Below are 23399 nucleotides of genomic sequence, written 5' to 3'. Positions count from 1 at the left end.
AATTCATAACAAGATAGAAATAGATTATATATAAATTATTTGTGCTTCCATTTTATGTAAAAGGACAGTATAATATAATTAAAGTATGTTATAACATACAAAAAGATAATAGATATTTATCTAAAGGGGGATTTTAAATGAGTCAAACTAATAGAATAGAAGAATTTAGACAAGAATACATTAATTCTAAGCCTATGATATGTTGTGAAAGGGCTAGAATTTTTACAGAATCACATAAAAAAACTGAGGGAGAAGCTATATGTATAAGAAGAGCTAAAGCTTTTTTAGAGACATGTAAAGGACTTCCTATAAAAATATTTGAAAATGAATTAATTGTTGGGACAGCAGGTAAGTTTAGAAGAACAGGTATATTGACACCAGAATTTTCTTGGCAATGGGTAGATAAAGAAATGGATACTTTTGACGAAAGAACTCAAGACCCATATGTAATATCAAAAGAACAAATAGAATTTATAAGAAAAGAAATATTCCCATATTGGAAGGGAAAATCTTTGGAAGAAGTTTTTTTAGCAAGAATCCCAGAAGATACAGCTAAGATATTGGTAGATACAGGTATAATAGACAATGACTCTAAGTGGAGACAGGCAGTTGGTGAGGTAACACCAGATTATCAAGATATACTATTTGTAAAAGGATACAAAGGAATTAAAGAAGATGCAGATAAAAAAATAGCAGAATTAGATATATCAATTTCAGAAAATATTGAAAAAATAGATTTCTACAAATCTGTTTCTATAGTAGCAGAGGCTATTATGACACTGGCAAATAGATATTCAAATCTTGCAAAAGAAATGAGTGAATCTGAAACAGATGAAAAAAGAAAAGCAGAACTTTTAAAAATAGCAGAAATATGTATGAATGTACCAGCAAATCCTCCAACTAGTTTTTATGAAGCAATACAATTTGTATGGTTTGTACAACTAGGTGGTGTTTTATCAGAAAATCCTCTAGCATTAAATTTAGGTAGATTTGACCAATATATGTATCCACATTATGAAAATGATGCTAAAGAAGGTAAGATAACTGAATCAGAAGCTCAGGAGTTAATAGAAGCTCTTTGGATTAAGTTGTCAGAATGGGTATGGACTATATCAGCAAATACAGCCAATTATTTTGCAGGATATAATCAATTCCAAAATCTTACTGTTGGTGGCAAAAAGAGAAATGGTACTGATGGAACAAATGCTATTTCATATATGTGTTTAAAGGCTACAGAAAGTGTAAAAACTCATCAGCCAGGTTTAAGTGTTAGAATAAGCCAAGGAGCACCAGATGATTTCGTTATGGCAGTTGCAAAACTAGTAAAACAAGGGACTGGTTTCCCTGCTATACACAGTGATAGTGCAGGAGCACAAATGTTATTACAAGATGGATATGATGCAGAAGATGCAAGAGACTGGAGTAATTGTGGTTGTGTAGTTCCTCATTTTAGAAAAACAGGGCAATGGACTTCAGCAGTAAATATAAACTTTGCAGCAGCTTTAGAATATGCCATGAATGAAGGTAAAAGTAGATTAACTGGAGAAACAATGGGGTTAGATGCAAAGAGTATCACAGAATTTACTTCTTTTGAAGAACTTAAAGATGAGTTTTTAAAGCAATTAGCATACCTTATCAAAAATTCTGTTATAGGAACTACTGTTGCACAACAAATTCATAAAGAAATGGTACCAAGACCATTTTTGTCTACTTGTGTAGATGGCTGTTTAGATAAAGGTACTGATTTAAGTAAAGGTGGAGCAAAATATAATATAGGGCCTGTATTAACTGGTATAGGGCTAGGAGTGGTTTCAAACTCACTAGCAGCCATAAAAAAATTAGTATTTGAAGATAAAGTTACTACACTAGAAGAGTTAACAAAAGCACTAAACAATGATTGGGAAGGTTATGAAGATTTAAGAAAACTTGCACTTGATGTTCCTAAGTATGGAAATGATAATGATTATGTAGATTCATTAGCAATTGAAGTTTCTGATTTTTATTATACAGAAACTAGAAAATATAAAGATATATTTGGTTCAAAATTTAATAGTGCATTTATGGGAATATCAAACTATGTGCCAACTGGAAAAATTGTAGGTGCAACTCCATGTGGAAGAAAAGCAACAAAACCTTTGACAGAAGGTGTTTCTCCATTCGTTGGGACTGACACAACAAGTCCTCTAGCAGCTATGAAATCTGCATCAAAAATAAATCATGATGTTCATACTGGTGGAACTCTTTTAAACTTAAGACTGAATCAAGATTTAGTGGAAACAGAAAGAGGACTTAGAAATCTATCATCTATGGTAAAATCATACTTTGCTCTAGGAGGATTCCATGTACAATTTAATACAATATCAAACGATATTCTATTAAAGGCTCAAGAAAATCCAGAAGAATATAAAGATTTACTAGTGAGAGTTGCTGGATATAGCACTCAATTTGTTAATTTATCAAGAGAAATGCAAGATGCTATAATAGCTAGAAATGCACATAGTAAATTTTAATTACGAGGTATATTATGAGTAAAAAAGGCAGAGTTGTAAAAGTGCAACATTTTTCAGTAAATGATGGAGATGGTATAAGAACTACTATATTTTTAGAAGGATGTAAATTAAAGTGTAAGTGGTGTTCTAATCCAGACTCTTGGAGTAATATAGTCAAGTTAGGCGTCATGAAAGATAAATGTATATCTTGTAATAGATGTATAGATGTTTGTCCTCAAAATATAAGCTCACTATTTGATAGAGCTCAAATAAATAGTAAGTGTAATTTATGTGGAGAATGTGTCAAGGTATGCCTTAAAGATGCTATCTGTATAATGACTGAAGAAATGACAGTTGAAGAAATTATAAAGGAAGTTGAAAAAGATTTTATATTTTTCTTTGAGTCTAATGGAGGAGTAACTTTTTCTGGAGGAGAGCCAACACTTCAAATTGATTTTTTAAGAGAATTAGTGGATGTATTTTATAATAAAGGTATAAACATAGCAATTGAAACTTGTGGATACTTTGATTGGAATAAAGTGAATGATGTATTTGAGAAAATAGACCATATTTTTGTAGATATAAAATCGATGGATGACAATGTTCACAAGGAATACACAGGAGTAAGTAATAAAATTATATTGGAGAATATATGTAAGCTTTCAAAGCTAAATAAATCTATGGTTATAAGAGTTCCAATTATTTGTGGAGTTAATGATAGTGAAGAAAATATAAGAAATACTGCATTATTTGTAAAACAAAATGTTCCAAAAGGAAAGATGGAATTACTTCCATATCATAAATTTGGAATTGATAAATATAAGGCATTAGGTCTTGAGGATTATATATATGAATTTGATGAAATTTGTAATAATCATATGTTAAAATTAAAAGAGATAGTAGAACTTACAGGAGTAAAAATCATAGAATACAAATAAGCTATCAGGAGGATTTTAACATGGATAATAAATTTCCTAATGTGGGAGAAAATTTAAGGTTATTAAGACAAGAAATGGGCATAAGTTTAGATAAAGCTTCAAAGATGACAGGTGTCAGTAAAGCAATGCTTGGTCAAATTGAGAGAGGGGAATCTAGCCCAACAGTATCTACCTTATGGAAAATTTCATCTGGATTTAAAATAAATTTTACAACACTATTAAGTGAAAACACAAATACTTATGAAGTCATAAAAAAAGAAGAGGTAGAACCTATTATTGAACAGAAAGGGAATATGAAGTTATATCCAATATATCCTTTCAGCCCTCAGAGGAGGTTTGAACTCTTCATAATTGAACTTGAAGAGAATTGTACTCATGTTTCGTCTACACACAGTCATGTTTTAGAAGAGTATGTACTTGTAATAGAAGGAAAACTTGACCTTAATGTTGATGGAAAAACTTATATTTTGGAGTCTGGACATTCTATTAGATTTGATGGAACCTTAGAGCATATATATAAAAATTTAAATAAAGGAAAAACTATATTTCATAATATAGAAGTTTATAGATAATTTTATAGTTATCCTTTTCTAAAATAAATTATAATTTTAGAAAAGGATGACTTGTTTTTATAATATTGGAAAAAATATATATGTATTAATGTTACTGTTTAAAAAAAAACATAAAAGCATTATAATAATATTAACAAAATAGAATAAAGAGGAAGATAATATGATTATAAAGGTTTTATTGACAGTATTAGTATTAGTGGTATTGTATATTCTGTATAAATATGAAACTCAGCATATAGAAACGACAGAATATACTATTTTTAATGAAAAAATTCCAAAAGAGTTTGATGATTTTAAAATAGTTCAAGTAAGTGATTTACATAATAAGGTGTTTGATAAAAAAAATAATAAGGTATTGATAGATAAAATTGATTCCTTAAATCCAGATGCTGTGTTTATAACAGGAGATTTAGTTGATGGAGAAAATAAAAATTTTCAAGTTGCACTAGATTTAATAGACAATCTAGTAGAAAAATATGAAGTATATCATATAATTGGAAATCATGAACAAAAATCTTTGATAAAAAAGTACAAGCATTTATATAAAGACTATTTTAAAAAGTTATATTCAAAAAAAATAATAAACATGGAAAATGAGTCTGTAAGAATCGATAGAGGAGATAGTCATCTTAATTTATATGGTTTAATTATACCATTAGAGTGCTATCCATATTTTTTTGGCAATAATAAAAAGTTAGAATTAAGTGACAATTTTATAGAGGATAATTTAGGTAAGATAAATGAAAATGAGTATAATATACTTTTAGCTCATACACCATTTTTCTTTGAAAAATATGCAAAATGGGGAGCAGATTTAATTTTAGCTGGACATGTTCATGGTGGCATAATAAGGATACCTTTTATTGGAGGTGTATTATCTCCAAATAGAGAATTTTTTCCTAAGTATGACTGGGGCAAATATGAAAAAGATAATAGTACTATGATTTTAAATAAAGGCTTGGGAGGCTCAAAAGTTCTAATTAGACTTAATTGTAAACCAGAAATAGTCAAAATTATGTTGAAATCTAATGAATAAGAATTTGTATATAAGCATCAATAACATATAGATAAAGTTGATGTTAAATCCAGTTAAACATGTACGATGACCAATTTTGAATAAATGTTGAATTAATAAAAATAAAGTGCTATTTTTAGCATAGAATGTTTAAAATATGGGGGGATAGAAGAATCATGTGTGATATAAGTAGATTTTATGAATCTGTAAGAAATAAATATCCAAAACTAAAAGATGGAACCAGGGTTCATATGTGGCCAAAGGAGAACCTTATAATTGGACCAATTTATGATGAAGAAAATGGATATGAAAAAAGCATAGGAAATGTGGATAGCTTAACTTGGAATCAAATTGTCGTATTGGCAGAATGTGATGGGAAAAACACCACTGAAGATGTAATAAATATATTATCCAACAGATATAGAAATATACTTAATATGAAAGAAAATGTTATAGAATTCTTTAGGTTTTATGAGAACGTATATTTAACTTTTGAAGATGAAGTACAACCATTATCAAGTGTTTTTGAGATAACAGGAAATAAAGTATATCTTACTCCTTTATATTTTACGATAGAGATGGATGGTGACAATAGTACAAGTAAATATTTTTCTGAAATCATAAGTTTATTAAAGTGTATGCATGAAAAGGGTTGTAGATTTATAGAAGTTATTGGGGAAGATATTTTAAAAAATAAAAATATGAGAGAAATATTTCAATATATGCTAGACTATTTTGATTTGATTGTGGTAACTAAGGAGAGCTTTACTATTGATAGAGGATTGATAAAAGAATTAGATGATTATCGTCATAAAGTAATCTGGAAAGTATATTCAAAGAATGATAATGCACATGTTAGATTAAAAGAAGATATAAAAATAACTAGTCTGATAAAAAGAGGGCATACAGTAGTAAGAGAGGATAGGGGAAAAGCAATAAAGATAGAAGATATGAGATTTAAAGATACAAAAGAAAGATTTTCAAAATATGGTGCAGAATGGAGTCATTTGTACATTTCTTCTGATGGTAGTGTAAAATCTTATTCACTTCAAAAAGATAAAAGAATCTATTTAGGTAATATATTTAACAATTCGGTTGAAGAGATTTTCTTAGAGATGCAAGATAAGATTGATAAATTAGAGATTGTGTATCAATAAGTACTAAAAGTATATTTTATAAGAGTTTTATAGACTGTTTATTTAATTTTATGTCAATAATTATAATGAGGTGATATAACTTGTTAAAATTATTGGATAAATTTTTTTATGATTTTTTACTTAAATGCTGGTTATTTATGATGTTATGGATTTTTAGAGAACTTTTTACAAATTTTAAAATGACTAAAAAATTTAAATTTCATAAAATATTTATGTAAAAATCATATAAAATTCATATAGCATATGTATTATATAGAGTATAGAAAGACTAGCTTAAAAACCATAATATAATACCCTATTGTAATGATAACCCTCCCTCACATCCTCAAATAGAGTTATCATTACAAGAATTAATCCATAAATTTTAAATTTATGGTTTTTTTTTATTTAATTTGTTTTATTATATTAGAATATGATTTATTATAGAATATATACTAAGTAATATAGAACACAATAATTAAGTTTCTGACATGTTTTTAACTATATTAATAAGGAGGAGTATTTATGAATGTAAATAATCACAAGTGCCCAGAGTGTGGTGAACACAGTAAAAAGTTTGAGATAGTAGAGGAAAATGAGGATTGTGTGACATTTGAATGTTACACTTGTGGAACTATATCTATATTGAAGTATTGTGAGAACTGTAAAGAATTTGTATTTGTAAATATTCCAAATAATGTGGAGACATATGAGTATTGTTGTGGAAAATGCAATAATAAGATTTAATATAATAAATATACGTAATTTCATATATCATTTATACAAATCTCATATAAAATTCACATATAAAATGTATTATATAAATATAGAAAGAACTAGCTTAAAACATAATATAATTACCCTAAATTTATAATGACAACTCTCCCTCACATCCTCAAATTATAGTTGTCATTATAAAATAACTTGGCTGTTTCAAAATGTGAAATCATTTTAGGAACAGCTTATTTTTTGCAAAAATAAAGAAGGCAACGGGAAGCCTTCTTTCGTGTAAAAAAAGTTTAATTTTTTGTTAAGATTTGTTTGTTTATTTTATATTACCTTTATAATATGTGTTTATTTGAAGGTTGGCAATGGATTTTGCGCAACTGGTCATTATTAATGTAAAAGTGGAATATTATTAATAAATAATGATTACAAAATTGTAATTATTATTTGTTAAGTAAATGAGTAAAATATCATATTAATGGGTATATAATTAATAATATACTAGTTTGGGGAGGATAAAATTATGAATTATAAAACAATCATATTAAATAGAAAGTCTGTTAGAGAGTACAAGAACACAGATATTAAAGAGGAATATCTTAGTGACATTAAGAAATACTCAGAATCTTGCAAGAAACTAGTTCCAGAAATAGATGTTGACATAAGAATTATGAATAGAAATGAAGTTTTTGACAATTTAGATAAAGTGGCAGGATATAAGGGAAATATGATAGATGCTCCAAGTTATATTATCATATTATCTGATGTAAAAGATAACTATATTGAAAATTCAGGATACATAGGAGAAAGTATAATCTTTAAAGTGACAGAACTTGGAATAGGCTCTTGTTGGGTTACTTTTGAAGATGGCAAAAAAGTAAGAGAGAAACTTGGAATTGATTCAGATAAAGAAGTAACAGGAATTATAGCAATTGGATATGGCGAAAATGTAAGTAATACTAAAGTACTAAACGCTACAAAGACTGGCGAAAATTATTCAAAATCTGATATGCAAGTTGTATTAGACAATGGTTCTTCTAGACTTGGTGTAGAAGATGTAGTTTACATGGATGAATGGGGAAATGATGCAAGTATAGAAGTATTAGAAGAAAGAGCACTTCTTGAGGCATTCCACTATGCAAGATTAGCACCATCTACACTAAACAGACAGCCATGGAGATTTATAGTTGATGGAGGAGTTGTAGTTTTAGCTGTTAGAAAAGATGGTCATACTAGTCTATATGAAGAAAAAATAGATGTGGGTATTGTTATGCTTTACTTTGCAACAATAATAAGTGCAACTATGTTTGAATTGAAGTGGAATTTAGGTACTCCAGACAAAGATTACAAAGTACCAGAAGATTATAAAATAGTTGGATACTGTAATATATAAGATAATTTAATACTTAATTTAACTACACTTAAATTAATTTTTATAAAAAGTTCAATAACATTCTATAATATAATGTTATTGAACTTTTTTATTGTGTAATACAACTTTTTTATTCATTATAGCTATGAATAAAAAAATACCTGTGAATTTAAATGCTTACAATTTTGTGCATGAATAGAGAGGTATATTATTTTATTAGATTGTATAATTTGCTTGGAGGTAATATCAAATGGAATGGATAAATAAATTAAATCAAGCTATTACTTATATTGAAGATAATCTTGAAAGGGGAGTAGATTATGCAGAAGCAGCAAAAATCGCATGTTGTTCAACCTTTCATTTTCAACGAATGTTTTCATATATTGCAGATGTACCATTATCTGAATATATTAGACGAAGACGTATGACTAAAGCGGCATTTGAACTACAGAATAGTAACATTAAAATTTTAGAACTATCAGAGAAATATGGTTATGATTCACCAACATCTTTTAATAGAGCTTTTCAAAATATACATGGCATTTCTCCGTCGGCAGCTAGGGCAAAGGGAGTTGTTTTAAAAGCATATCCTAAGATGACACTGAGTATTTATGTAAAAGGGAATGTAGAAATGCAATATCGTATTGTAGAAAAGAAAGGATTTCGTATTGTTGGTATAAAAGAAAGTATGAATATGATTGTAGAAGAGTGTTTTGATAAAGTTCCTAAGTTGTGGGCTAAATCCATAAAAAATGGAACAATTGATAAACTTTCAGAATTGATAAATAACGAGCCTCAAGGATTGCTAGGAGTTAGTGTATGTACTAATGGTAAAAATTTAGATTACTATATTGCTGCTCCAACAGATAAGTCTGTATTAGAAAATACATATGAATACTATATACCATCAGGTACATGGGCAGTATTTGAATGTGTATCTCCAATGCCAAATGCTTTGGCAATACAAGAATTACAAAAAAGAATTATTACTGAATGGTTACCAAGCTCTGGATATGCATATGCTAATTTGCCAGATATTGAACTTTATCCTAATGGTAATGTCAATGCTCCTAATTATACTACAGAAGTTTGGATTCCAATTAGGAAACAACATTAAAGTTAATTAATAACATAATATTTTAAAATTGCAGACTTAAAAAGGTCTGTTAATTTTTTTGAATAAATGGAAAGTAAACTTTACATAAGAGAAAAATAGTTGTATAATTATGGAAAGTAGACTTTACATTAATGAGATATTAAAGGAGAAAAAGGTGAAAAATAGATTAGAAGAAATAAGAAAAAAGAGAGGTATAAGACAAGAAGAACTAGCATCTGCCTTGCAAGTATCAAGACAAACTATAGGTTCATTAGAAAATGGTAGATATAATCCTTCTATCATATTAGCTTTTAAGATAGCAAGATATTTTGATATGAATATTGAAGAAATATTTATTTATGAGGAGGAGTAAAAATGAAAAAGAGCAGATTATACATTGGAATTGGATATTTTGTTTGTGGAATTCTACTTGTTTTATTGGCTATATTTACAGAGTTTTCATTTGAGGCTTTAATTTGGGGATTATCTGGAGCTGCTTTAGGGCCTGGGGTATGTATGATTTTTCAATATATATATTGGAGTAAGCCAGAAAAATCTGTAGAATATGAAGAAAGGCTAGAGAATCAAAGAATAGAGATGAATGATGAAAGAAGAATTATGTTACGTGATAAATCTGGACGAATTACTAACCAAATCATGTCTTATATTTTCGTAATTCTTATAGTTATTGTTTCTGTATTGAGAGTATTCTCTGTAATGATAATAAGTAAGTGGGTTTTAATTGTTCTTGGATTGCTTATTTTATTTCAATTTATTTGTGGGGTTGTTGTATATAATAAATTAGATAAAAGGTTATAATACTAAGTATAAAATTATATAAAAGTAAATTAGCTTTAAAGTTTATATTAGGAGATGAATTTATATAATTGTATAAATTCTTAAAGCCACAAGTATTATGTATTGTGGCTTTTTTATATGGAACTCTATATGTTTTAAAGATAATTACTATAGTATACTTACTTATGAATGACTTTTAGATATTATAAAATAGATTAATCTTCGTATAAATCACCACTATTTTCTTTATTAAGAGTTCCTTCTAATTCAATCATTAGAAATTTTGTAAGTTTTTTAACTACTGGTCTATGTATTGTATTTTGAGGAACAATGATAAATTCTCCTTCTTTAACTTCTGTCAACCCCTCTAAAGTTTCTAAATTAAATTTTCCTTCTATTACATAAAACAATTCGTCTGATTTTTCATGAACATGAAAATCTAGACTTCTGTTTGCTACTTGTACAACACTTAATATGTTATTATTTACCTTTCCTAATTTTTTGTATACATACAGTTGTTCAATATTATTTACTTCTTCAATTATATTAGTTTTTGATAACATTAGAGTCTCCTTTAAATTTTATTTTGTTTGACTTTTACTATACCTGTATGTTAACATCAAACTTATTATTTGTGAAATAGATTGATTTGATTGTATCAATCTCATATTTAGATAATATGGAGGAATAGATATGGAATTAAAACATTTGAATACATTTTTAATACTTAGTAAAATTAAAAATTTTACTAAAACTGCTGAATATTTGAACTATGCACAATCAAATATTACAGCTCATATACAACAATTAGAAAAAGAATTGGATGTACGTCTCTTTGAGCGTATAGGAAAAAGTGTAGCATTGACTAGAGAAGGTGAGAAGTTGCTTCCATATGCTGAAAAGATGCTTTTATTATCATCAGATATAGAAAAAATGTATAAAGAGAAAGATAATTATGGGCGTATTGTTATTGGAGCATCAGAATCTATTTGTATTTTTAAGTTACCTGAGATTATAAAAATATATAAAGAGAAATATCCAGATGTTGACCTTTTTATAAAAACTCTAGATTCTTCTGATTTTGTTCCTTTACTTGCAGATAATACTATTGATATAGCATTTATACTTGATTTACCTATAAATGATAAATCTGCTATTTCTGTATTAAAAAATGAGGAGCCTATTTGTGTATTATCAGTTCCAGAAAGTGATGTAGCCTTAAAAGAAAAGGTGTATATTCAGGACTTTCAAAATATTCCATTCATTTTGACAGGAAAGAGTTGTTGTTATAGAAGTTTGTTTGAAAAAGAGCTGTCTGAATTATCTATAGTACCTAAAATAGTTCTTGAAACTGGAAGCATTCAGGTAATTAAACAAACAGTACTTAGTGGACTTGGATTGTGTCTTCTTCCAGAGCTTGCAGTGGAGAAGGAATTAGAAAAACATGAGTTGATTAAGGTTCCATTTAATACCAACTATAATATTTATTCACAATTAATCTACCATAAAGATAAGTGGCTTTCTAAGAATCTTTGTGATTTTATTTCTATAGTTAAAGAAACATACTAGATTATTTTAAAACTATTTAATATATTAATGTATTTTGGTTAATAAAGTAATTTAAAATTCAATAAGTATCAATATAAAATTATGATGTCAAAAAATAAAAAAGCCCCTAATCTATTGAATAAATAGCTTTAGGAGTTCTTAATGGTGCCCGAGGCCGGACTCGAACCGGCACGGAGTATTAGTCCGGTGGATTTTGAGTCCACTGCGTCTACCAATTCCACCACTCGGGCATGTCATGTATATTATTATAGCAAAAAAATATATTGTTTGCAACATATTTAATTTTAATATACTATTATTATTATGGGAATATTAAATAACAGTATATTGGTATATAATATATATGTTAGAAAAATAGATAATTTTTAGGAGTGATATAATTTGGAAAAAAAATTAATTATAATAGATGGAAATTCAATAATAAATAGGGCTTTTTATGCTCTTCCAGAAATGAATAATAAAGAAGGTCTAAAGACCAATGCTATATATGGTTTTACAACAATGCTATTTAAAATGATTGATATATATAAACCAACACATATAAGTGTAGCTTTTGACAGGAAAGCACCTACATTTAGACATCTAGAATATAAAGAATATAAGGCTGGAAGAAAGGGAATGCCAGATGAATTGGCAGAGCAATTACAGCCATTAAAAGATCTTTTAGATAAATTTAAAATAAATAGATTAGAAATAGATGGTTATGAAGCAGATGATATTATAGGGACTGTTTCTAAAAAGGCAGAAGAAAATGGATATAAGGTATACATAGTAACTGGAGATAAAGATGCTATTCAGCTTGCTTCAGATAATACAACTACTCTTATAACAAAAAAAGGAGTTGGAGAAGTAGAAGAATACAACTTTAATTCTGTGATTGAAAAGTACGAGATGACTCCAACACAGTTTATAGATTTAAAAGGTCTTATGGGAGATAAGTCAGATAATATACCTGGAGTACCTGGAATAGGTGAAAAAACAGGTATAAAACTTATAAAGGAGTTCTCTAGTATAGAGAACTTAATAGATAATACAGAGAAGCTTAAAGGTAGTGTAAAAAAGAAAATAGAAGAAAATAAAGAACTTGCTATTCAAAGTAAAAGACTAGCAACTATTATAAGAGATGTACCAATAGAAGTAAATTTAGACAGTATGATTTTTGGTGATTACGATAAAGATGAGCTTTTAGATAAATTTAGATATTTTGGATTTACAAGTCTCTTATCAAGATTGGTTGATTTAGTTGATTCAAATGATACAGAGCAAGTAGAAGAAAAAATAGAAATATTAAAATTGAAAGAGATAGACAAATTTATAGATGAAGTGAAGGAAAAAGGACAAGTTATTTTAAAAACTGTTAGAGGACAAGGTAATATACTTGAAAAAAATATAATATATATTTTTATAAGTGTAGATGGAGAAAAAATATATTATATAGATTCAGATGAAATAACAAAATTAGATAGTATACTTTCAAATAACGAAATTAAAAAATATGGATATAATTTAAAAGATGATTATATATCTCTAAAACCATATAATATAAACTTGGAAAATATGTATTTTGATATAACAATAGCTGAGTATTTAATAGATTCAACTTCATCTACTTCATATGATTGTGGTGCAATAGCTATGAAGTACTTATCAAAAAAGGTTAAATCAAAAGAAGAGTTATTAGGCAAAGGAGTTAAATCTAAAAACTATGAGGATTTAGAATTTGAGGATTTAGCTGAGTACATGGGTCAAATAATATGCACAGTAAAAGAAACAGTGCCTATGATGGAAAGAAGTCTAATAGATATGAGTATGGATGGTCTTTTTTATCATGTAGAGATGCCTTTAGTAGAAGTTTTAGGGCATATGGAGTATGAAGGCATAAAAGTAGATAAAAGTATCCTGGATGAATTGAGCGTTGAGTTTAAAGAAATAATAGCTACATTAGAAAAGGAAATCTATGAATTATCTGGAGAGCCATTCAATATAAATTCACCAAAACAACTAGGTGTCATATTATTTGAAAAATTAGAGCTTCCAATAATCAAAAAAACTAAGACTGGATACTCTACTAATGCAGATGTTTTAGAAAAATTAAGGGATAAACATCCAATAATAGATAAGATAACTGAGTATAGACAAATAGTAAAGCTAAACTCTACTTATGTTGAAGGACTTTTAAATATAATAAATCCAGAGAGTAATAGGATTCATTCATCATTTAATCAAACAATAACAACTACAGGAAGAATTTCATCTACAGAACCAAATCTTCAAAATATACCTATAAAAATGGAAATGGGTAGAAAAATAAGAAAAGTGTTCATTGCGGATGATAATTGTAAGTTGGTTGATGCCGATTATTCACAGGTAGAACTTAGAGTTCTTGCACATATGAGCCAAGATGAAAATATGATAGAAGCATTTAAACACAATGAAGACATTCATACTAAGACAGCTTCACAAGTTTTCAATGTTCCTATGGAAAATGTCACTAGTGAACTGAGAGGTGCAGCTAAAGCAGTAAACTTTGGGATTATATATGGTAAAAGTGATTTTGGATTGGCTGATGATTTAAATATACCTGTGCCAAAAGCAAAAGAGTACATTGAAAGTTATTTTGCTAAATACCATAAAATAAAAGAATTTATGGATATGACAATAGAAAAGGCTAGTGAAGATGGATATGCTGTAACAATTTTAAACAGAAGAAGATATATACCAGAAATAAAATCAAGTAATTTTATGGAGAGAAACAGAGGAAAAAGATTTGCGATGAATGCACCAATACAAGGAAGTGCAGCAGATATAATAAAAATTGCAATGATAAATGTTCATAAAAAATTGGAAGATAATAATTTAAAATCAAAACTTATACTACAAGTTCACGATGAATTGATAGTTGAAGCAATTGATGATGAAATAGAGATAGTTAAGAAGATAGTAAAAGAGGAAATGGAAAATGCTGTAAGTATGGATGTTCACTTAGATGTAGATTTAAATGTCGGTAGTTCTTGGTATGAGACAAAGTAGGTGATTTTATGTTGATATTAGGACTTACAGGAGGAATAGGCTGTGGAAAAAGCAGCCTATCAAATATATTCAGAAACCTTAATATTTCTATAGTGGATGCAGATATTATATCTAGAAAAATATTTGAAGATAAGATACTATTAAAAAAAGTATTTGATTGTTTTGGGCAAAATGTAAAAAATGATGATGAAACATTAAATAGAAAAGCTCTTGGAAGAATCGTTTTTAACGATGAAGAAAAACTTAGAGAGCTAAATAATTTGACTCATCCACGAATAAGAGAAAAAATAATGAGTGAAATAGATGAAGTAAGAAAAAAAGGCGAAAGTATAGTGATTTTGGATGCGGCTATATTGGTAGAGAGTGGATTTCTAGAGATGGTTGACAAGCTATTAGTAGTTACTTGTAAACAAGAAGTGCAAATTAACAGAATAAAGAATAGAGATAATTGTAGTGAACAAGAAGCAATTAGTAGGATAAATTCACAAATGAGTCAGGAAGAAAAATCCAAATATGGTGATTATATAATAGATAATTCGGGAACAATAACTGAATTAGAAAGTAAAGCACACAAATTTATTGAGTACATGAAGGAGAATTGGCGTGAATAGTAAGAAAGTATTGATTCTATCTATTTTTATAATCTTATTTGGAACACTATTAATGGAAAGCAAAGTAATACATAAATTTTTATATCCAAAAAAATATTCAGAATATGTAGAAAAATATTCTAAGGAATTTAATTTAGATGAAAATATAGTTTACAGTGTTATAAAAGCTGAAAGTAAGTTTAATAGTTCTGCTGTTTCAAAAAAAGAAGCAAAGGGTTTAATGCAACTATTAGACATAACTAGGGATTGGGGAGCAGATGAACTAAAGTTGAAAAATGTTGATATCTTTGACCCAGAGACTAATATAAGACTTGGTTGTTGGTACTTAAATAAATTATACAAGGAATTTGGTAAATTAGACTTAGTAATAGCTGCATATAATGGTGGTTCAGGTAATGTGAAAAAGTGGTTAGAAAATAATGAATATAGTAAAGATGGAGAAAATCTACATGACATACCTTTTGAACAAACTTCAAAGTATGTAGAAAAAGTGAAAAATAATTATAAACATTATAATAAGATATATGGCAAGAAAGGAAAAAACTAATGAAGAGAATAAAAGTCTTAACAGTTGTTTTAGCTATAACTCTTATGGTAGCTGGGTGTAGTAATACTAAAACAAAACAAAGTAGTAGTGATTCAAGTTTAAAAAGTCAAAGTTCTATAGATGCTAAGTATATAAACTTAACAATGGTAACTCCCAAAACTATAAATCCTATAACGAATACTGATAAGTCTGTTGGTTATATAATGAATTTAGTTTATGATGGTTTATTTACTATAGATGAGAACTATAATGTAACTCCTCAACTAGTTAAAGAGTATAATATAGCTCAAGATGGAATGAGTATAGATATAAAGTTAAAAGATGCAAAGTGGCATGATGGAAAAGCTGTTACCTCAAATGATGTAAATTATACTATTGGCTTAATTCAAAAAAGTGCAGATAGTCCATACAATGAATTTACTAAAAACATAGCTTCAGTGAATATTAAATCCGACAAAGATTTTACGATAAAATTTAAAGCTAGATATGCTTTCTCTATTGATAGTTTAATTTTTCCAATAGTATCTCAAAGTCATTTAGATTCAAAAGATGCAAATGACAAAAATAATAATATGATAGGAAATGGGAAATATAAAATAGAATCATATACAGAAAGAGAAGGAATGATTTTATCTGTAAATAAAGAGTATTATGAAGAAGTTCCAAAGACAATGAAGAATATAAAAGTAGGTATGGTTCCTAATGAAGATGCAAGAACATCTATGGTTATGGCTCTTGATAGTGATATAACTAATGTTACATTGAATGATTTGAGTAAGTTTCAAGAGAAAGAATTTAATATAACAAAATATCAAGGTAGAGATTATGAATGTATAGTATTTAATTATAATAATCCTTTTTTCAAAGATGTTAATTTCAGAAAAGCAATTGCACATTCTATAAATAAAGATAGAATTATTAGTGAAGGATATATGGATGATGCTACTCCAGTTAATTTTCCACTTAATTCAAAATCAAAATACTATGATAGTGAAATGAAAGCTTTAGAATTTAATAAAGATAAAGCAATAGAGTATCTTAATAAAGTAGAATATGCAAATATAAATTCAGTAAATCAAAATGATAATAAAGTAGATAAAAAACAAAAAAAAGTAACTAAAAAGAATACAAAGAAACTTACTCCTGAAGAAGAAGCAAAAGCTAAAAAAGAGGAAGAAGAAAGAGTTAAAAAGGAAGCTGAAGATAAAAAAAATAGAGAAAAAGAAGAAGTAAAGAAAAGACTTTCTGAAATGAATTTAAAAATTATAGTAAATAGAGATAATAGTGAAAGATTAAAAACTGCAAACATAATAAGTGAGAACTTAAAAGCTATAGGAATAAACAATACAATAAATCAGTTATCAGATAAAGACATGGAAAATGCTCTTAATTCTAAAAACTACGATTTAGCATTGGTTGGATGGAAACTATCAAGTATACCAGATGCAAGTAGCATTATAGCAAGTAGTGGATATACTGATGATAGCTTAAATGGATATATGTCTACACTTACAAGTTCTACATCTGAAATTGAAACAAAGAAAGCATACAAAGATGTACAGACATATGTAAAAAATAACGCAACATTTATAAGTTTGGCTATCAGAAATAACTATATTGTAAGTAATAGTAGATTAAAAGGTAAAATTACTCCAAATGATTTTGATGTATATGAGGGAATATCTAATCTAGATATAAAATCTAGTGAATCAAATTAAATGATTAATTAGTATTTAAAAAGTCAAAACTATATGATAAAATACCCTTATAGGGTATAAGGAGGTAATTAAATGAAAAAGAAACTATTAGTAGAAGGTATGAGTTGTGGTCATTGTGTAAATCATCTTAAAACTGCATTAACAGAAGATATAGATGGTGTTGAAGTTTTAGATGTAGATTTAGAAAACAAATGTGCATCTGTAGATATGAAAGATGATGTATCAACTGAAAAATTAAAAGAAGTAATTGCAGAATTAGGATTTGAACTAAAAGGAATTGAATAGAAAATAATAAACTAAAAAAAGACCTCTATTGGGGGAGTAATAGAGGTCTAAAAATGGGGGAGATTGAGTATGTTTGATTTTACATTACTATTATCTCCCCTTTTAAATTAATATATACATAAAAAATAAAAAATTTTCGTGATTACTCACATTTCTTAATTATTTTGAATATACTATAAATAGTTAAGGGAGGGAGTATCATGGAATCTAGGGGATATAAAGAGGATTTAAAAAAAATGATACTTGATATGGCCCACAAAGAACTTGAGAGTTATGTATCACAAAAAGGAGCAAAAAAATACTTTGAGGGCAATTTAGATAAGATTATCAATAATAACATAAAAAAATTTAATCAAAGTATTGGTCTTAATAGAGTATATTTAAAAATGTTGAAAAAGTGTGCATATCAAGAAAGTGTAAATTCGATATCAAGAACTATAAAGAAGGAAACTTTATTTAAATCAAAAAAAGAGCTATTTGCTTTTTCAGAGTACTTAAAGCTTGATATTAACAAGAGACTTTCATATAATCAGATTTTAAGAAAAATATCAAGATATATATACTATAATAGAAGTTCATATGCTCAAAAGTATGTTGCTTTTAAAAGAGGAGATGAAGAATATCTTTTAGAACCTGAAAAGATAAAAGATGAATTAATAGCAAGTTATAGGTCAAAAACTAGGGAAGATATGAAGTCTATAGCAAAACTTTTGGATATACAAGTAGAAGATGATTATAATGCTGAAGACATTAGAAAAAAAGTGATAAACTATATTATTAAAGAAAAGATTAAGAATTAAGATTTTAATCTGTTTAGTTAGAATTGAATGAGGTAAGGTAATTATTATAAAAATTTTAAATAGTAAGTTCTATCAATTTACATGATTAAGTATAACTTGATTATAATTCTTCTGTAGATTCGATAGAACTTATTCTTTTTTTGACATATTATCTTAAATAATTTACTACTATTTATGAATTACACAGCATTATTCAAATTTTTAACTTAATGTGATTTAAATAAATTTATAATAATGATATAATATAAAAAAAATAAAAATTGGAGGGTGATTTCAAAATGAAGTTTAATTTTTGCCATAACAATTTCAATGTTACTGACTTAGAAAAAAGTCTGAATTTTTATAATAAAGCTTTAGGGTTGAAAGAAGTAAAGCGTAAAGAGGCAGAAGATGGTAGTTTTATATTAGTTTATTTAGGGGATGGTATTACTAGCCATACATTAGAATTAACTTGGCTTAGAGATTGGGATGGAGTATATAATTTAGGAGATAATGAATTCCATTTGGCTTTAGAAGTTGATGAATTTGATAAGGCAAAAAAACTTCATAAAGATTTGGACTGTATATGTTTCGAAAATGAAAATATGGGAATTTATTTTATAGCAGACCCAGATAATTATTGGATTGAAATACTTCCTAAAAATTATTAATTTTAAGGAAATATTTATAATTTCTTTACAATTAATTATATTATAAGTTATCATTAAATTATAGGTACTAAAAATGGATAATAATGTTATGACTTTATGTTTATAAAAATTTGTTGGGGGGAGTGATAGTAGTGAAGAAAGCTATAGCAGCTTTAGGAATTGGAGCAGTAGCAGTATCAGTTAGTTCCATAAATGCAAGTGCTCTTGAAAAAGGAGTAGTAACGGCAAGCGCTTTGAATATAAGAAGTGGGCCAAGTGCTGACTGTGACAAAGTAGCAAAATTATACAAAGGAAAGGCTGTAGAGATTTTAGAAAAATCTAATGGATGGTATAAGGTAAGGGTATCAAATTCTGTTGTTGGATGGGGAAGTGCAAAATACATATCGACTAGTGGTTCATCTGAAAGTACATCAAACCAAAGCAATTCAACTTCAAGTGGTACAACTATAAGTGGCAATGGTAAGGTTAATGTAAGTTCGAGATTGAATATAAGAAGTGGCGCAGGCACTAACTATTCATTAGTTGGTAAGGCAAATAATGGAGATGTAGTAAAATTATTAGAACAAAGTAATGGATGGTATAAAATAAAATTATCAAATGGAGTTACTGGATGGGCTAGTAGCCAATATATCTCAAAAACGTCAGAAGATGTTGGGACAAATAATTCTAATTCAAACAGTTCTAATTCAAATAGTACTAATAATTCTGATAAAAAGCCATCTAGTGAAGAATCAATAGAAGGTAAAAATGGTAAAGTTACATCTACTGTAAGTTTAAATGTAAGAAGTGGACCTGGGACAAGCTATTCTATAATAGGAAAATTAAATGCTGGAGATATTGTTGAATTAAAAGCTAAGAGTAGTGGATGGTATAAAGTAAAGTTATCAAATGGGACAACTGGATGGGTAAGTGCTAGTTATATTTCTGAGACTAGTGAAGGTGCAAAAGAAAATCCTAGTTCATCACCTAATCAGAATTCTCAGTCTAACAGTAATTCTAATTCGTCATTTAATGGAAATTCAGATAAATCTACAGCAAAAGGTTCAACAATAGTAGACTTTGCATATACTCTTATTGGAATTCCATATCAATGGGGAGCATCAGGCCCTGATAAATTTGACTGCTCTGGATTTACACAGTATGTTTTCAAAAATTCTGTAGGTGTTTCTATTCCAAGGGTTTCTAGAGAGCAAGCTAAGTCTGGAAGCGCAGTTTCTATGGGAAATTATGCTCCAGGAGATTTAGTTTACTTTGATACTGATGGAGATGGAGCAACTAATCATGTAGGTATATATGTAGGTAATAGTAAGTTTATCCATTGTAGTGGTACTCAGACCAATCCTAATAAGGTAAAAGTGGATAATTTAACTAGTTCATATTGGTCCAAAGTATTACTTGGAGCAAGAAGACTTACTTAACGAATATAATTTCTTATTAAAAAATTAGAATAAATAATTATTTCTATTCATAAATTGTGACTCTTAAAAATATACTTTATTAATAATATAATTTTGGGGGGGACAAACTAATGAATAGAAGAAAAACGATATACAGAGGATTTAATAATAATAGACATAAAATTGATTTACGTAAGTATGTTATAACTATTGCTTGCTTGTGTCTGATTGGTTATTATTCTTATACAAAAATAAAAGATAGCAAGGTACTTGAATATGTATCAGCTAAAATACCATTTCTAAATCATTCATCAGATATAACTTATAAAGATATATCTGATGAATTAAATTCAATAAAAAACGGAAAGAAATCTAAATCACAAACCAATTCAGAAGGTAAAGAAGAAACTAATCCAGAAAAAACAGTAAATAATACTAAAGAAGCAGAAGAAGTAAAATTAGCTACTATAGAGGGATGGGACATGTATACTATTCAAGTTGCAGCAATAGATAATAATGATGACTTGAAAAAAATACAGACATCATTAGTCAGCAGTGATATACCTTTTTCAGTTATGGAGAAGGATGGTGTAAAAAAAATACAGACATATTCTTCATTTGATGAAAATGAGGTCAGAAAGCACATAAACAATGTAAGAAAGGTATTTCCAGATGCATTTTTGTCACACCTAGATGCACCTATGTTATCTCTAGAATACACAAGTAATTACGCTTATATAGAGAGTATATCTAATGAATTAAATAAATTAATAACAAACTTTAAAGAAGAATCAAGTTTTTGGTCAAATGATGAAAATAATGTGGATATGAAAAAATATAATACTATTTTGACAAATAGAAAGGCAATATCACAAAATATATCAAAAGAAGCTGAAAAGATTGACTATTCTGAAATGCGTTTATTTAAAGATAATTTGATTGATTATGTAAAGAATGTAAACGAAAAAATTGATACAGCTTCAAAAGCTGCAAATGAAGAAAAATATAGTGTGAGTAAAAGTCTACTTTTATCATCTATGCAAGAGTACTCTCTGTTTATAAATTCTATAAAATAAAATACAGAAAATTTAGACTTTAGAAAGCTATATGAAAAGGATTGTTTAATTAAGCAATCCTTTTCCTCATTTTGACTTAATATAAAGGTATTGATTTATAAAATAAATTATAAAAATAGGGATATTTTTTTAACAATTGTTAAGATTTTTTAATATATATAGTATACTTATAGAAGGCAGAAAAAATGTTTTTTTATAGATAAGGGGGTAAAACAATGAAACTCTTAACTTTTAAGGGAGGGATACATCCTCCATATAGAAAAGAGTACTCTAACACAAAGGCACTTGAAAAAGCTCAAGCTCCAAAGATAGTTTACATTCCTCTTCAACAACATATAGGGGCACCAGCTAAACCTATCGTTGAAGTTGGTGATGAAGTAAAGTTTGGGCAAAAAATAGGTGAGCAACAAGGTTTCGTTTCATGTAACGTTCATTCTTCAGTATCAGGAAAAGTTATTGCTATTGAACAACATGAAGTACCAGGTGGTTCAGCTCAATGTGTAGTTATCGAAAACGACTTTAAGGAAGAATTACATGAAAGTGTTCAACCAAAAGGTCAGTTAGAGGATTTGAGTAAAGAAGATATAGTAGGTATTATAAAAGAGGCAGGAATAGTAGGTATGGGTGGAGCTACATTCCCTAACCATGTAAAAGTATCTCCTCCACCAGATAGTAAAGCAGAAGTAGTTATATTAAATGGAGCAGAGTGTGAACCATATTTAACTGCAGACCACAGATTAATGCTTGAAAATCCAGAAGATGTTGTGTTTGGTTTAAGAGCGCTAATGAAGGTATTAGATGTTAAAAAAGGATTTATAGGAATTGAAACAAATAAACCAGATGCTATAGAAGCAATTCAAAATGTAGCTAAAGATTATAGTGAAATCGAAGTTGTTGGTCTTCAAGTGAAATATCCACAAGGAGCAGAAAAACAACTTATTTATGCGTGTACAGGTAAAGAAGTTCCATCTGGTGGATTACCAATAGCAGCAGGGGCAGTTGTTGACAACGTTGCCACAGCAGCTCAAATAGCTAAATCTATTAAAACAGGTATGCCTTTGGTAGAAAGAATTACTACAATAACAGGTAGTTGTATCAAAGAACCTAAAAACCTAATAACAAAAGTTGGGACATTGGTTTCAGAAATAATAGAACAATGTGGTGGATTTAAAGACGATAAGAAGGTTGGTAAAGTTATAATGGGTGGACCTATGATGGGTATAGCTCAATATACTACTGAAATAGCAACTAATAAAGGTTCTTCAGGAATTTTATGTTTGGATGAGGAAGAATCACGTACTCCAGATATTCAAAACTGTTTAAGATGTGGAAGATGTACAGATGTATGTCCATCATTCTTACAACCACTTTATATAAGTGCATATTCTTTAAAAGATGATTATGACACAGCTGAATATCATAGAGCAATGGATTGTATAGAATGTGGGTCTTGTTCATTTATTTGTCCAGCAAGAAGACCATTACTTCAATCTATAAGATCAGCAAAGAGAGAAATAGGAGCAAAGAGAAGAAAGCAAGCTGCTCAGAAATAAAGAAAGTTAAGGGGGAAAAAC

The 23399-nt window shown here is 28.1% G+C and carries 22 protein-coding genes and 1 tRNA gene; 21 read left to right on the top strand and 2 right to left on the bottom strand.

Annotation, left to right across the window (positions count from 1 at the left end):
- Positions 1–137 precede the first annotated feature (137 nt).
- From Q3304_RS01545 to Q3304_RS01500, 10 genes are all read left to right on the top strand, one after another.
- Positions 138–2510 carry a glycyl radical protein gene (locus tag Q3304_RS01545; protein WP_407813303.1) on the top strand — a complete coding sequence of 791 codons (2373 nt, stop codon included), beginning with the start codon at positions 138–140 and terminating at the stop codon, positions 2508–2510.
- Positions 2511–2524: 14 nt separating this feature from the next.
- On the top strand, positions 2525–3427 hold the full coding sequence (locus tag Q3304_RS01540; protein ID WP_407813304.1) for a glycyl-radical enzyme activating protein: 903 nt from the start codon (positions 2525–2527) through the stop codon (positions 3425–3427).
- A gap of 20 nt (positions 3428–3447) precedes the next feature.
- Entirely contained in the window at positions 3448–3999 is a 552-nt protein-coding gene (locus Q3304_RS01535; RefSeq protein ID WP_054269641.1) for a helix-turn-helix domain-containing protein, read from the top strand.
- A 160-nt stretch (positions 4000–4159) separates the two neighbouring features.
- The gene (locus tag Q3304_RS01530; RefSeq protein ID WP_407813305.1) at positions 4160–5035 is read left to right on the top strand and encodes a metallophosphoesterase; all 876 of its coding nucleotides are present in this window, start codon (positions 4160–4162) and stop codon (positions 5033–5035) included.
- 155 nt (positions 5036–5190) lie between these two features.
- Positions 5191–6171, top strand: coding sequence for an SPASM domain-containing protein (locus Q3304_RS01525; RefSeq protein ID WP_407813306.1), 981 nt, complete (start codon positions 5191–5193; stop codon positions 6169–6171).
- A gap of 504 nt (positions 6172–6675) precedes the next feature.
- Positions 6676–6897, top strand: coding sequence for a hypothetical protein (locus Q3304_RS01520; protein WP_054269644.1), 222 nt, complete (start codon positions 6676–6678; stop codon positions 6895–6897).
- Positions 6898–7399: 502 nt separating this feature from the next.
- Positions 7400–8269 carry a nitroreductase family protein gene (locus tag Q3304_RS01515; protein WP_054269645.1) on the top strand — a complete coding sequence of 290 codons (870 nt, stop codon included), beginning with the start codon at positions 7400–7402 and terminating at the stop codon, positions 8267–8269.
- A gap of 229 nt (positions 8270–8498) precedes the next feature.
- Positions 8499–9365 (top strand): GyrI-like domain-containing protein, encoded by an 867-nt coding sequence (locus Q3304_RS01510; RefSeq protein WP_407813307.1) that lies wholly within the window; start codon positions 8499–8501, stop codon positions 9363–9365.
- Between the two features lie 154 nt (positions 9366–9519).
- Positions 9520–9717 carry a helix-turn-helix transcriptional regulator gene (locus Q3304_RS01505; protein ID WP_054269647.1) on the top strand — a complete coding sequence of 66 codons (198 nt, stop codon included), beginning with the start codon at positions 9520–9522 and terminating at the stop codon, positions 9715–9717.
- A 2-nt stretch (positions 9718–9719) separates the two neighbouring features.
- The gene (locus Q3304_RS01500; RefSeq protein WP_407813308.1) at positions 9720–10163 is read left to right on the top strand and encodes a hypothetical protein; all 444 of its coding nucleotides are present in this window, start codon (positions 9720–9722) and stop codon (positions 10161–10163) included.
- Positions 10164–10357: 194 nt separating this feature from the next.
- Here Q3304_RS01500 and Q3304_RS01495 read toward each other — a convergent pair whose 3' ends face one another.
- Positions 10358–10705: a cupin domain-containing protein gene (locus Q3304_RS01495; RefSeq protein WP_407813309.1), complete on the bottom strand. Its 348-nt coding sequence runs from the start codon at positions 10703–10705 to the stop codon at positions 10358–10360.
- Between the two features lie 130 nt (positions 10706–10835).
- Here Q3304_RS01495 and Q3304_RS01490 point away from each other — a divergent pair, with 130 nt between their 5' ends.
- On the top strand, positions 10836–11711 hold the full coding sequence (locus Q3304_RS01490) for a LysR substrate-binding domain-containing protein (RefSeq protein WP_407813310.1): 876 nt from the start codon (positions 10836–10838) through the stop codon (positions 11709–11711).
- A gap of 142 nt (positions 11712–11853) precedes the next feature.
- On the opposite strand, the gene Q3304_RS01485 is transcribed toward Q3304_RS01490, so the two are convergent.
- Positions 11854–11941: transfer RNA gene (locus Q3304_RS01485), tRNA-Leu, on the bottom strand.
- 151 nt (positions 11942–12092) lie between these two features.
- Between Q3304_RS01485 and polA the strand changes: the two genes are divergently transcribed.
- From polA to rsxC, 10 genes are all read left to right on the top strand, one after another.
- A complete protein-coding gene (polA, locus tag Q3304_RS01480) occupies positions 12093–14741 on the top strand; it encodes a DNA polymerase I (RefSeq protein ID WP_407813311.1) in 2649 nt (882 codons plus the stop codon).
- Between the two features lie 8 nt (positions 14742–14749).
- Positions 14750–15352, top strand: a complete 603-nt coding sequence (gene coaE / locus Q3304_RS01475; protein ID WP_407813312.1) for a dephospho-CoA kinase — start codon at positions 14750–14752, stop codon at positions 15350–15352.
- The gene (locus Q3304_RS01470; protein WP_054269653.1) at positions 15345–15899 is read left to right on the top strand and encodes a lytic transglycosylase domain-containing protein; all 555 of its coding nucleotides are present in this window, start codon (positions 15345–15347) and stop codon (positions 15897–15899) included. The genes coaE and Q3304_RS01470 overlap by 8 nt, the downstream gene beginning before the upstream one ends.
- Positions 15899–17617 (top strand): ABC transporter substrate-binding protein, encoded by a 1719-nt coding sequence (locus tag Q3304_RS01465; RefSeq protein WP_407813313.1) that lies wholly within the window; start codon positions 15899–15901, stop codon positions 17615–17617. The genes Q3304_RS01470 and Q3304_RS01465 overlap by 1 nt, the downstream gene beginning before the upstream one ends.
- 72 nt (positions 17618–17689) lie before the next feature.
- The gene (locus Q3304_RS01460) at positions 17690–17902 is read left to right on the top strand and encodes a heavy-metal-associated domain-containing protein (RefSeq protein WP_054269655.1); all 213 of its coding nucleotides are present in this window, start codon (positions 17690–17692) and stop codon (positions 17900–17902) included.
- A gap of 200 nt (positions 17903–18102) precedes the next feature.
- Complete coding sequence (locus Q3304_RS01455; protein ID WP_054269656.1) at positions 18103–18702, top strand: hypothetical protein; 600 nt, start codon at positions 18103–18105, stop codon at positions 18700–18702.
- Positions 18703–18980: 278 nt separating this feature from the next.
- Entirely contained in the window at positions 18981–19352 is a 372-nt protein-coding gene (locus tag Q3304_RS01450) for a VOC family protein (protein WP_054269657.1), read from the top strand.
- A gap of 131 nt (positions 19353–19483) precedes the next feature.
- Positions 19484–20770, top strand: a complete 1287-nt coding sequence (locus Q3304_RS01445; protein ID WP_407813314.1) for an SH3 domain-containing protein — start codon at positions 19484–19486, stop codon at positions 20768–20770.
- A gap of 110 nt (positions 20771–20880) precedes the next feature.
- Positions 20881–21825 carry a hypothetical protein gene (locus Q3304_RS01440; protein WP_054269659.1) on the top strand — a complete coding sequence of 315 codons (945 nt, stop codon included), beginning with the start codon at positions 20881–20883 and terminating at the stop codon, positions 21823–21825.
- Positions 21826–22040: 215 nt separating this feature from the next.
- Positions 22041–23378 carry an electron transport complex subunit RsxC gene (gene rsxC / locus Q3304_RS01435; protein WP_054269660.1) on the top strand — a complete coding sequence of 446 codons (1338 nt, stop codon included), beginning with the start codon at positions 22041–22043 and terminating at the stop codon, positions 23376–23378.
- The last annotated feature ends 21 nt before the right edge of the window (positions 23379–23399 follow it).

The sequence above is a fragment of the Clostridioides sp. GD02377 genome, from assembly GCF_045899875.1.
In the GTDB taxonomy this organism is placed as follows: Bacteria; Bacillota; Clostridia; order Peptostreptococcales; family Peptostreptococcaceae; genus Clostridioides; species Clostridioides difficile_A.
This window is presented reverse-complemented; position numbering and strand designations above follow the sequence as displayed.